Genomic DNA, 11,392 nt, shown 5'->3' with positions numbered 1-11,392 from the left:
TCTTTTTCCCATGTACACATCTCTCTTCACTAGAACTTTTCGGCGGCGGCAGGTAAAATCCTCCCGGTTTTCGGCGGCTTCCGTCGCGGGTATTTTCATCGTTTGCTACCCCTATAACGAAATTTCACCGTCTGGTTAATCGTTATGCTTGACACGCCGATAAGGAAAACTCGGCTGCTGCGATCGCTCAAACGAGCGATCGGTTGAATCAAGCCGGCTGACGCAAGTTTTCTTATCCTGCGGGGGATTTATATTTTCTGATAGGACAAAAAAGCCGCATTTCTGCGGCTTGAACAGATTCGATAGATTTTTCCCTGAACAGACCCGATAGACTTTTCAGAGACTCTTCGGCGCCAGCGCCGGGGATTCCCGGTAACCCTTGAACTGATCCGGTGGATCCCCCGAATAGAACCGATGCATCCGCCCGGGGCCCACACCTTTGTTCCGTTGCCAAGGCTGCCCGGGAGAAACTGAACGGCTTTGCCTTACTCGACGTGCACAATGCCAGCCATATAACCGTCATGACTCATAGCCCAACCTTTGGCCGAGCCGGGTTTGTTGGGATTAGCCGCGCCGTCGCAGGGAACATTGCAGAGCCAGTGATAATTTCCCGCTTTATCCGCTTTGATAATGAAGGTGGTCACAGACGGGTCACCCTTTTTCTTGTGTCCGGGCACTTGCACATTAAGATTCAAGTCCTTAGAGACAAAGTCATGAGAACCGCCGTCATAGTTGTAGACGGTGACTTTAGTCTCGCCCTTACGAATTGTGAGATTAGCCGGCGAGAAGATATCGTGCAGCTTGCCGTCAGAGCCCAGCTTCGTACCCGGCAGCACTGTCATCGCCACGTTTTCCACAGAAGGTTGTTGGGACACGACCCGGAAGGTCCCGGCCATATAACCGTCATGATTCATGGCCCAGCCTTTGTTGGAACCGGGTTTGTCGGGATGGGCCGCCCCGTCACACGGCACATCGCAAGCCCAATGGAAGTCGCCCGTCTTGGTCGCTGTCACCGTGAAGGTCGTCACTGAAGGGACACCCTTTTTCTTGGAACCTGGAATCTGCTGGTCGAGATTCATGTCTTTGGCAACAATATCGTGGGAACCGTCGTCATAATTTAAGACGGTCACCTTGGTGGGAACCCCTTGCGTGAAGGTCAAATCCGTGGGTGAGAAAGAATCATGCAGTTTGCCGTCCGAACCCAATTTTAGGCCGGGTTTGATCGTCATGTAAAGGTCATCTGTTTTGAGAGAGGAAGCCGCTGCGGTTGAGGTCTTGCCGTTGGAGGGCGAAGAAGGGGTCGACGAGGCGGCTGTCGTCGTCCCGCAGGCTGTCAAACCCAGGGACAAGAGCAGTACGGCTGGGGCCAGAAATACGGTTTTCTTCATCGGGATCGTTCCTCCTTGACTAATTCTTCAGAAGTATGTCTGCAGAAACGATCCTATGGGATTTTTTTTTGATTTTGATAAAGAAACAATGAAGAAATCATGAAGAATGATTGACCCAAGCCGTATTCACTTGACTTTACCGCACCTTCACATCCATACTTAATCTTAATACTTTCTTTACCGAAGGCAAAACAGGGAAACCTGGTTACCCTGGCCTGCACCTGCCTTTCGTGCGGGTGCGGCGGCAAGGAGCTCAGCAAGCAGACTGGTTATCCTTACCCCGCACTCGCCTCCCCCGGCCCCGAACTTGTTTTTAAGCGACCCCTCTCGTCACGGTTGTTCCCGCCCCATCCCGCTTAATCCTATGAACTTGAGGTGTTGATGATGAAGGAAAGAGCAAAAGTCCTGTTGGTGGACGATGAAGCCGGCTTACGCGAACTGGTTAAAGTCTACTTAGAAAATGCAGGCTTCGAGGTCGGGGAAGCCGCCGACGGAGTCGAGGCTGAAGAGATGCTCAACCGGGAGGCCTTTGATTTAGTCATCCTGGACATCATGATGCCTCGCATGAACGGTTTGGAACTCTGCCAGAGGATACGCGCCCGGCAAAATCTTCCCATCTTGCTCCTGACAGCCAAAGGAGAAGTGGAAGACCGCCTGCTCGGTTTTGACTGCGGGGCGGATGACTATCTGGTTAAACCCTTTAGTCCGAGAGAACTGACCGCCCGGGCCAAAGCCGTCCTACGGCGCTCCTCCGCACCTTCCGCCTCCGAAGGAGGGCCTCTGGATTACCCCCACCTCCTGATCGACACCGCTTTGCACCGGGTGGAATGGCACCGTCAAGCCATTATCCTGACCCCTAAAGAATTCAGTCTTCTGGCCTTCCTGGCCAAGTCCCCGCGCCAGGTATTCTCGCGGGAACAGATCATGTCCCAGGCCTGGGGTGAAAACTATTTTGCGGAATTTCGCGTGGTCGACGTGCATATCAAGAACCTCAGGGAAAAGCTGAACGCCGTCGCTCCTTTTCCCTACCTGCAAACCGTTTGGGGAGTCGGCTATAAATTTGAGGTGCCAAAATGATTTTCCGCAGTTTTGCCGGCAAAATCTGGTTCGTGATTGTCGCTTGGGTTTTCCTGGTCCTGCTCATCTTCGGAGGCATACTCGCCAAATCTACGCATGACTTTTATTACGGGTATTCGGCCGAGGAGAGCGAGGAATTAAACAACACCGCCTCCAGCATGGCCGCTCACTTGGCTTCCCTGCCAGACATCAAGGCGGGGCAGGCTGATTTCGCCTTGCTCGGCTCGGTCCTCAACTACGATTTGGTGGCGACGGACCCCAGCGGCCGCGTGCTTCTGGCGACTCATGAAATGCGCAATTGGAATCACTATGTCATGCCGGAGGCTGACATGGCCATCCTGCGCCGGGGCGGACATATTGCTTTTTCCGGCAATGCTCCCTACGAAACCCACCCCATTCTTAAAGTGGCCTATCCCATTCGCAAGGACGGAAAAATCATAGGCGGGGTCTTCGTCATTGAACCTATGACCTATCTCGAGGCGGTCGGCCGCTCCGTCAGGGTTTCTAGCGGCTGGGGCCTGACGCTATCCTTCCTCCTTACTCTTCCCCTCGGCCTCTATGTGGCCCGACGGGTTGCTAACCCTGTAGTCGAAATGGACCGGGCCATTAAGGATATCGCCACCGGTAACTACAGCCGCCTGTTGCCGCTCAGCTCTACGGATGAACTTTCCTCCCTGGGCCGGTCCGTCAACACTTTGTCCACGGAAATCCGGCTCAATCTCAGAGAGATCGCGCACGAACGCCAACTGCTGGCCAGCATTCTGGCCAGCATCGCGGATGGCGTTTTAAGTCTGACTCCGGACCGGGAGATCGTCATGGCCAACCGTGTGGCCATGAAACAGTTTGGCTCAAGGGCGCCGCAACCCGCCGGGAAAGGTATCCCCAAATCCGAACCGGACCAGGAGTGCGCTTTGTGCCTCCACGATTTGCCGGACAGCCTGCATTCCTTGCTTTTGGAATCCTTATGCGATCCCGTGCCTCACAAGGGTGACTTCCGAGTCGAAGACAGAGTCTTCCAAGTGGAAACTACACCGCTTATGCTGGACCAAGAGTGTGGAGGAACCGTCGCCGTTTGGCACGATGTCACCAAAGAACGGCGTCTTGATGAAATGCGGCGCGAATTTATCTCAGATGTCTCGCATGAACTTCGGACCCCTCTTTCTTACCTGCAGGGCTATTCGGAAGCCTTACTGGACGAGGTGATCACCGACGAAGCCCAGAAGAAACGGTATCTTGAAACTATCCTCAAAGAAACTCTGCGCTTGCGCAGCCTGGTCAACGAACTTCTGGATCTGAGCCGGATTGAATTCGACGGTTCCCGCGGGCTCCCGCACGAACAGGTATCCGTTCCCCACGTTCTGTCCCTGATTAAGGACCAAACCGAGACAGCCGCACAGGAAAAGCCCGTCCGACTGACCCTGGACCTGCCGCCGAACTTGCCCCCGGTAGATTGCAGCACTGACCGTTTGGAACAGATCATTCTCAATTTACTCGACAACGCTCTCCGCTTTTCACCGCCCGGAGGGGAAATCATCCTCTCCTGCCGCAGCGGCTACAGCTGGGTCGAGATTTCCGTACAAGACCAGGGTCCGGGGATTCCGTCGGAGGAGCGGGACTCGATCTGGAATAGGTTTGACCGCGGGGGAAGAACCCAAGCACCCGATACGGGCACCGGGCTCGGACTCGCCATCGTCAGAAGTTTAGTTCAGGCTTATGGGGGGGAGGTGGCTCTCAGCAGCGAACTCGGCAAGGGATCGACTTTCTCCATACGGCTGCCCGTTTTTACCCCGTCTTAGTCCAGCCAAACATCCTCCAACCAGTTTAGGACGGGACCCAGATTCTCCGTGCGGCCCCTCTTGATCAAGCCGGGAATTTTTCCGGCGTCATCCAGCGCCACCGGTTCCGAAAGCCTCGGATTCAGACGAAAATATCTTTCCTTGAGAAGCTGGGCACTCATGTAATCATCCACCTCACCTACTCCGTTGAGAAGGATTTCGAGCAGGGGCAAAACAGGGGGCCGGTGGAACATCCAGGCCAGAAGGCCCCAGCGGGAGGTATCAGCGACAATCTTTTCGGGATTGACACCGGTCCCCAGGGAGAGCAGGCAAAGGTCCTTGAGCTGCTGCCGTCCCCGCTCCTCGTGAATAGCTTCGGCGATGGCCGCCGTACTGGGGTTACCGGCTACCACCCCGCCGTCGATGTACCCTTGGTGGGAGGGAAAGTAAACCGGTGCGGCACTGCTGGCCAAGGCCACATCCAAAACCTTCTCTTGCCGGGTAGAGGATCCGGGGAAATTATGAAAAAAGGCGGGTCTCCAAGTCCCGGTCCGCACGTCATTGAGGCTGAAAGCGGGGACAAGCACCCGGACCCTGAGATCCTGCAGGCTCAGATCCTGAGGAAACACGCGTTCAAGCGCTTTATGCAACCCCTCCGCATCATACTTGGGCCGACACAGCCCCCAGTGTTTAGGCGCAAATATCCTCTTTCCCTCCTCAAGATAAAGGTCCTTTAAGGCCGACGGTGAAACCCCATAAGCTAAACCGAGGGCAATAATGGCTCCCGTCGAAGTTCCGGCCAAAAGTTCCACCCCATCCAAGAGTCCGGGAATCTCCTCTTGCAGCCGGGTCAAGAGTACGGCGGTGAGAGCCCCCCGGATCCCGCCCCCGTCCAGCGCCAGGATCCTATATTTTCCCACTGCATGACGCCCCCTTCGGGATGTACCGCTTCCCTTGCAAAAACATCCCCAACTCAGGGTATTCGGGACAACTTAGGAAACGACACCGGAAAGCGCCATGTGGAAATCTCCGCGCAGCAGTCTAAGGCCGCAGCCACGGGAACACTCGGCTTCAGAAACGTGGGAATCGACGCCGGCGTTCAGACCGAGAGGCTTAGCCGCATGCCCCTGGCTAAAGCCCTCTGTATTACCCATAAGTTTTGGAACGATGAAAGAGTTTCCGCACAGTGGTTAGGTCTTGAAGACGGCGAAAACCTCGCCAAAGCACTTTAACACCAGGTTGGCCGTCGCCTTTGCGCCCGGGGAAGCAGCCGAGTTTCGCGATCCATAATACAGCGGTTTGTAAATCGGGTGGAGATTTGGGCAGGATGGTTGTCTTATGGGTGACAGCATAGAGTGCACCCCATTCACTATCGCTCAGAGCAACAGTGCAGGGTAGTCCAGAGCAACCATTCTAAGCTCAGTCATTATTAGGCATACGATCTTGCGGCGGTATTGTAGGATCATAGCGAGTATGTCCAGTTTTTATCTCCTCCGGTACCGAAAGGGAAAGCTGACTCAGTTGATCGATCAGCCATCGCATCAAGGGATTAGCCTCCTCGATTGCGCCAAGACGAAGCCGAACATTTACACTTAGTCGATGACGATGGGGACAATTTAATCAACCGGGTGAATCCCAACAGCACCGAAGATATTTACACATACAATGATGCCAACCAAATCACCGGCGTGCAAACGGTGAAAGTGGACAATTCTACGTGCCTTGTCCGTGGAAACATATTCGCCTCCTCCACCGGCCTTTCCGGTTAAAGTCAACCCGATTGTTTTAAGTAAGTCTGTATGGCGGCCAAAAATATTTCAGCACTTTCCAGTAATTCGGTAGCATCTTCGGTATCGACAGCCACAGTTGCCTCGCCGTAATCCCCCTGTTGCCGTAGATCAAAAGCACGATGGAGCGTCTTACTTAACTCTTTGGAAAAAAGCCCTGTCTTGACGGAATGGCGGTCAAATAAACCGATTACACCACTATGTTTAGCGGAACCCAGATTGGCGGCAGCCAAAGCAGCTAACACCGCGTAAAACATCGCATAGTAAGATCGGTTAACAATACTCCTGGGGCTACCCTGAACGTTGAAGAGTTTTCTAGCATCCGCAAGGACCTCTCTCGACAAATCCAGCCTGTATTGGATCAAAATATCTTTCGGGTTTTCCTTCATATAGAAATTCCCTCATTCTTAATTGTTTGGCAAAGCATAGAAACGGAGAATGCACCATTCCTTGCCTCACTCTGGGGAATGACCAACGGTGAAATAACCACGTCGTTCTCAAATCCGATTCCCCAAACCAAATCGCTGATCAGCCGCCTCTGCTCTCTTGATATTGGCCCTGTTTCTAGGTATAGATCGAGATCCGAATCAGTGCTGGCATCTCCGCGCGCCCGCGAACCATACAACCGCACTTCATACAATGGGATTTTTCCAGCAATGCTTTGCTTCACTTTTTGGGCAATTGCAATGTCCTTGTCGGAGCTTACCGATTCTGCGATTTTGTTATCTACTGTGTTGAGCATTTCTCCCACCGTGTTGCCTCCCTTCTTCTTCTTCTCTCTGTAAGATTATACCATACATTAAAAGACAGCAAAAGCCCTGATCTCAGGGCTTTTGCCAGACGTGCTCGCACTCTCTCATCTTAATAAGGTTTCGGCTTTCTTACGTCATGCCGCCCATCAGGCAGCATGTCCCAAAGAGCTGTAACATCTTGAACGGAAAAATCATTGCTGTCTTCTGATTACGTTGCCCGAATGTTATCCCAGAGAAGAGATAAACGGTTCATCAGTGATGCGCAACTCAGCACCACCGGTGATCACCGCCTGGCGCAGTTCCTTGCTTACAGCCCTGTCAACCTTTTTCCAAGCCCCGCAGACTACCTTAAGCCTCTGCGTTTTCTGGGTGAAGGCCGCAGCGGCACTGGCAACCCCGGAAGGCCTGCCGATCACGCCTGGAAGAATTTCCTCCGCTTTGGTCACCGTTTCAGCATCGCCCGTCCCTGAAAAGACAAGGCTGCCCGCGTGTAATTCTTGTCCCCCGGGCCCCACCAACAACTGAGCTATGCCCAATTCCGCCGCCATGCTTTCAGACGAGCGGCCCCGGAGAAAATCCCGTTCTCCCGAGACTTTATGGAAAACATATAGGTTGAGGATTGAACGCAAAAAATAAAAAAGCCCTAAAACATTAGGCTTTCCTTACCGCGTTGAATCCCTATTTACGCTAAACGAGTTGTAATTTACATCAAATCACCATACTAGCCCACAACTGGTGGAGGCGAAGCGCCGCTATTCTCTTGGGTTGGGGAGGAACCACTGCAGAATATCGTTCTGAATAGAAAAGGGAATGGCAGTGGAGAAACAGATGACCCTGTTATAGTATCTACAATGCCGGCGAGTAAAGAGGAGGTGTAGGACGACGTGGCTTTTGGGGCAGATGGGGCTGGGTTCGGCTTTGGAGCGGGAATCGGAATTGTAGTTGTAATCATTTTATTGCTGATTGCCATGGGCATCGTTTTCTGACGAAGTACCGCATTTTTTTACTCAGAAAGGAAGGTCGGTTATGTTTGGCGGGACAGCGGGTCATTATCCCAACATCTCACCGGCTGGCGCTCCGCCTCATGTAGGGCCTATTACCAGCGGTTTTTGCCCACTCGTAGTGCCCGTTGCCGGTGGGGTAGGAGTAGGCGTAGGCGCCGGAATCATTGCGATTGCAATCTTAATCCTAATCCGCTTTCGTCATCCCCAACCCCAGACTCCCTACCCACCATACTCGTTTCTCGCTTGCGTCCGGCCTACGGCGGGGATGCCTTTGGTGGCCAAGTGAGTTAACCCCTTGGCCACCCTGGTTGCAGATTCCAAAGGCATTTCGTGATCCCATTTCCGTTAGCTCCGCCCAAGCAGAAAAATTTCTAGTTCACGGCTTTGTTGAACAGACGCACAAATTCAGCGTTTGATGACGCAGCGTTTCTTTGGGGGCAGGCGCACAAAAAGGCCCCTTCGCCTCTCTTGTCCGAGAAGCAAAGGGACCTCTGTTACGGCGGGAAAACAGGCGGACCGAACCGGCTTGTGCCCTACGGATCCTTCACTGCCGCTTATCTTCCGGAAAGCGGAAGCGAGACGGTAGCAGTGGAACGGCCTGCCTTACGGGCAGCGATAATCTTGCCCCACTGGTAAACACTGTCGACCACGATGACTACGGCCAAAGCCAGCATGATCACGATGAGCGCTGACTTGACATAGTCGTGAACAGCCAGATATTGATTGAACAGAGACCAGATTCCGGCGAAAAAGACGGTGACAATCATATAAACCAAGGGCAAGATGGTCACCCAAGCATAGACCATCTTGTTAGCATTGCGCAAGATAACCGTCGTGCCGATGGCTAAGGCCAAAGTGGCCAACAGTTGGTTGGATACTCCGAAAATCGGCCAGATGCTCGCCACGTTGCCGCCCCAGAGCATGTAGCCCCAAGCGAAAGAGATCACCAGGCTGGTGAGGAGCACGCCCGGCCACCAGTGAATATCGGAAAAGCGTTTATGCACATAACGGCCGAGAAAATCCTGCAAGATATAGCGGCCGACCCGGGTCCCGGCATCAATCGTCGTTAGAATGAACAAGGCCTCAAACATGATGCCGAACTGGTACCAATACTTCATCAGTTGGTCGCCTACCACACGTGAGAAGACGTGCGCCATACCCACGGCCAGGGTCACCGCTCCCCCGGTCCGCCCAGCCAGGTTCATCCCCACCAGGTTTGAAAGCTGCTGCAAATCGACCGTATGCATGTGCAAGGCAGCAAACGCCTGAACCGGGGTGTTAATCGCAAAATAGTCGCCCGGTTTGAGGACGGTCGCGGCGATCAGAGCCATCATCGCCACGAACCCTTCCATCAGCATCCCTCCGAAGCCCACCAGCCGAATATCGCGTTCGCTGCTGATCATCTTCGGAGTGGTCCCGGCACTGATCAGGGCATGGAAACCGGATATCGCCCCGCAGGCAATCGTAATGCTGACAAACGGCCAAACGGGGCCTTTGACAATGGGACCGTTGGCCGTGTAGGCAAATTGCGTAATGGCCGGCATCTGGATCTGAGGATGAACCCAAATGATCCCCAAAGCCAACGCTAAGATGGTTCCGATTTTCAGGTAACTGCTAATGTAGTCCCGGGGTGCCAAAAGCAGCCAAACCGGAAGAATCGCCGCCACAAATCCGTAGACCGGCAGGATAACCCACATCGCCTTCGCCGACCAGTTGAAGAAAGCCCCGAACCCGGAAGCCTCGACCACCGGCCCCAAAGCGATAGCGACAAAGACGAGAATCACGCCGACCAATGACGCTTCCCCCACTTTTCCGGGCCGGATCTTGTACATGTACAGGCCGACCAGGAGGGCGATGGGTACGGTCATGGTAATGATAAAAGCTCCCCAGGGATTCTTGGCCATGGCGCCCACCACGACGACAGCCAAGCCCGCCATAGCCAGAACTAAAATGAAGAGAATAGCGATTCCCGTGGTCAGACCGGACAGTTTGCTAATCTCCGCTTTGGCAATTTCCGACAGGGAACGCCCGTTGTAGCGAACAGAGGCGAAAAGTATGACCATGTCGTGAACCGCTCCGGCCATCACGGCCCCGACCAAAATCCAAATGGCCCCGGGCAGATAACCGAACTGAGCCGCCAAAACCGGCCCGACCAAGGGTCCCGCCCCGGCAATGGCCGCAAAGTGATGGCCGAAGACGACCCATTTATTGGTGGGCACGTAATTTTGCCCATCCTCCAGGCGGTAGGCCGGAGTCTGACGGGTCTCATCGGTAACGAGGATTTTGGCCGCGATGAACGCCCCATAGAAGCGATAGGCCAGGAGCAGGATACAGGCTGCGGCAATGACTAAAGTAAGCGCGTTCATAAGATAATGTCACCTCTTTTTCTAAGTTTTCAGCCGAAATCCGAAATATAAGGACGGAAGTAGCAGTGAGCAGCCTGCCACCGGCAAGAGTACTGGGCTCGCTTTAAAACAAGCCAAGTAGGTTCACTCACCTTCCTTTTCTTGCAGATTATGACAAGCCCCGCCTATATTTTAACGCAATTTTGACGACTCCGTCGAGAACTTCGTAATGAAGTGCGTCTTTCCCGGCATAGGACTTAATAAAAACGGCACCAGACGCAAGCGGCCCTTAGCAGTAACCAAGAAAACCCTGCCTGCACCGTGATTCTCCCGCCGGGACAACCGGATGCAAGCAGGGTGGTCGGAAACAAAACTCAGGGCGTGCCAAGAGGCCGGCCCTACAATTCCAGACGTTCTTTCAGGGCCTTGACGTAAGTCCGGCTGACCGGAACTTCCGGAGCCCCCGGGTAAGCGATGATAATCCTGTAGGTTCCGTTAAACCAAGGAATTACTTCTTTCACACGGTCAAGATTCACCAAATAAGCCCGGTGGGTTCTGACAAACTGCGCGGGATCCAGCCGCTCCTCAATCTCCTGCAGGCTGTAAGTCGTTGCCCACGCTTTCCCTTCTGTCACCAGACAGGCGTAACGGCCGTCCGCCATCACATACAGCAAGTCCTGCGGATCAATTAAGGTCACCCTTCCTTTGACCGTGGCCGGGATTCTGCGGGGCCGTTGTCTAAAGCCCGCCTGGGCCATGAGCTGGGAAATGGTTTCTGCCAGCTCGCGTTCATTGTTGCGGCAGCGTTTTTTGATTCGCTCGATGGTCAGCGTCAAACGCTCCAGGCTAAAGGGTTTCAGAAGATAATCCACGGCATTGACTTCAAAGGCGCGGACGGCGTGCACGTCAAAGGCGGTGGCAAAAACTACAAACGAATTCACACCCAGACGCTGAAGGTTCTGAACAACATCCAGGCCATCCATGTCCCGCAAGTGCACATCCATAAACAGGATATCCGGCTGCAAAAGCGGCACTTTTTCTAAGGCTTCTCCGCCGCTTCTACACTCCCCGATAATAGAAATTTCCGGAAACTGTTCCAGTAGATAATGAAGTTCCGCGCGGGCCGGAACCTCATCATCCACCAAAACCACCTTCATCATGATCCCGCCAACTCCCTTAGGTTCCCTCACTCAACTAGAATCTGCCGGGGTATCGCGCACCCGTTTCTCCCCGAACGGCACATCGTGCCTAAGGTTCCCCCTGA

General features: G+C 53.8%; 11 protein-coding genes and 1 pseudogene. 4 read left to right on the top strand and 8 right to left on the bottom strand.

Features of this window, described 5'->3' with window-relative positions; all coding sequences use genetic code 11:
• Positions 1-485 precede the first annotated feature (485 nt).
• The gene (locus tag MNU25_RS05740; protein ID WP_240984190.1) at positions 486-1,388 is read right to left on the bottom strand and encodes a cupredoxin domain-containing protein; all 903 of its coding nucleotides are present in this window, start codon (positions 1,386-1,388) and stop codon (positions 486-488) included.
• 381 nt (positions 1,389-1,769) lie between these two features.
• Between MNU25_RS05740 and MNU25_RS05735 the strand changes: the two genes are divergently transcribed.
• Both MNU25_RS05735 and MNU25_RS05730 read left to right on the top strand, forming a co-directional pair.
• Positions 1,770-2,465, top strand: a complete 696-nt coding sequence (locus tag MNU25_RS05735; RefSeq protein WP_240984189.1) for a response regulator transcription factor — start codon at positions 1,770-1,772, stop codon at positions 2,463-2,465.
• On the top strand, positions 2,462-4,261 hold the full coding sequence (locus tag MNU25_RS05730; protein WP_240984188.1) for an ATP-binding protein: 1,800 nt from the start codon (positions 2,462-2,464) through the stop codon (positions 4,259-4,261). The genes MNU25_RS05735 and MNU25_RS05730 overlap by 4 nt, the downstream gene beginning before the upstream one ends.
• Here the strand turns inward: MNU25_RS05730 and MNU25_RS05725 are convergent.
• The gene (locus tag MNU25_RS05725) at positions 4,258-5,160 is read right to left on the bottom strand and encodes a patatin-like phospholipase family protein (protein ID WP_240984187.1); all 903 of its coding nucleotides are present in this window, start codon (positions 5,158-5,160) and stop codon (positions 4,258-4,260) included. The two genes, MNU25_RS05730 and MNU25_RS05725, sit on opposite strands and share 4 nt — an antisense overlap.
• Before the next feature lie 99 nt (positions 5,161-5,259).
• Here MNU25_RS05725 and MNU25_RS05720 point away from each other — a divergent pair, with 99 nt between their 5' ends.
• Complete coding sequence (locus MNU25_RS05720) at positions 5,260-5,472, top strand: hypothetical protein (RefSeq protein ID WP_240984186.1); 213 nt, start codon at positions 5,260-5,262, stop codon at positions 5,470-5,472.
• Here the strand turns inward: MNU25_RS05720 and MNU25_RS05715 are convergent.
• Positions 5,387-5,638 (bottom strand): annotated as a pseudogene (locus MNU25_RS05715) (IS4 family transposase); the annotation flags it as partial. The gene MNU25_RS05720 and the pseudogene MNU25_RS05715 overlap by 86 nt on opposite strands.
• A 164-nt stretch (positions 5,639-5,802) precedes the next feature.
• On the opposite strand from MNU25_RS05715, the gene MNU25_RS05710 reads away from it, so the two are divergent.
• Positions 5,803-6,009 (top strand): hypothetical protein, encoded by a 207-nt coding sequence (locus MNU25_RS05710; protein WP_240984185.1) that lies wholly within the window; start codon positions 5,803-5,805, stop codon positions 6,007-6,009.
• A 2-nt stretch (positions 6,010-6,011) separates the two neighbouring features.
• On the opposite strand, the gene MNU25_RS05705 is transcribed toward MNU25_RS05710, so the two are convergent.
• From MNU25_RS05705 to MNU25_RS05685, 5 genes are all read right to left on the bottom strand, one after another.
• Positions 6,012-6,416, bottom strand: a complete 405-nt coding sequence (locus MNU25_RS05705) for a HEPN domain-containing protein (RefSeq protein ID WP_240984184.1) — start codon at positions 6,414-6,416, stop codon at positions 6,012-6,014.
• Positions 6,413-6,769 (bottom strand): nucleotidyltransferase family protein, encoded by a 357-nt coding sequence (locus MNU25_RS05700; RefSeq protein ID WP_240986745.1) that lies wholly within the window; start codon positions 6,767-6,769, stop codon positions 6,413-6,415. The genes MNU25_RS05705 and MNU25_RS05700 overlap by 4 nt, the downstream gene beginning before the upstream one ends.
• A gap of 234 nt (positions 6,770-7,003) precedes the next feature.
• Complete coding sequence (locus tag MNU25_RS05695; RefSeq protein ID WP_240984183.1) at positions 7,004-7,408, bottom strand: hypothetical protein; 405 nt, start codon at positions 7,406-7,408, stop codon at positions 7,004-7,006.
• Positions 7,409-8,337: 929 nt separating this feature from the next.
• The gene (locus tag MNU25_RS05690) at positions 8,338-10,149 is read right to left on the bottom strand and encodes a carbon starvation CstA family protein (protein ID WP_240984182.1); all 1,812 of its coding nucleotides are present in this window, start codon (positions 10,147-10,149) and stop codon (positions 8,338-8,340) included.
• Positions 10,150-10,526: 377 nt separating this feature from the next.
• The gene (locus tag MNU25_RS05685; protein ID WP_240984181.1) at positions 10,527-11,288 is read right to left on the bottom strand and encodes a LytR/AlgR family response regulator transcription factor; all 762 of its coding nucleotides are present in this window, start codon (positions 11,286-11,288) and stop codon (positions 10,527-10,529) included.
• Between the last annotated feature and the right edge of the window lie 104 nt (positions 11,289-11,392).

It is taken from the genome of Acididesulfobacillus acetoxydans (assembly GCF_902729405.1).
Lineage (GTDB): Bacteria > Bacillota > Desulfitobacteriia > Desulfitobacteriales > Desulfitobacteriaceae > Acididesulfobacillus > Acididesulfobacillus acetoxydans.
The sequence above is the reverse complement of the archived record's forward strand: the minus strand, read 5'-3'. Positions and strand labels throughout refer to the sequence as shown.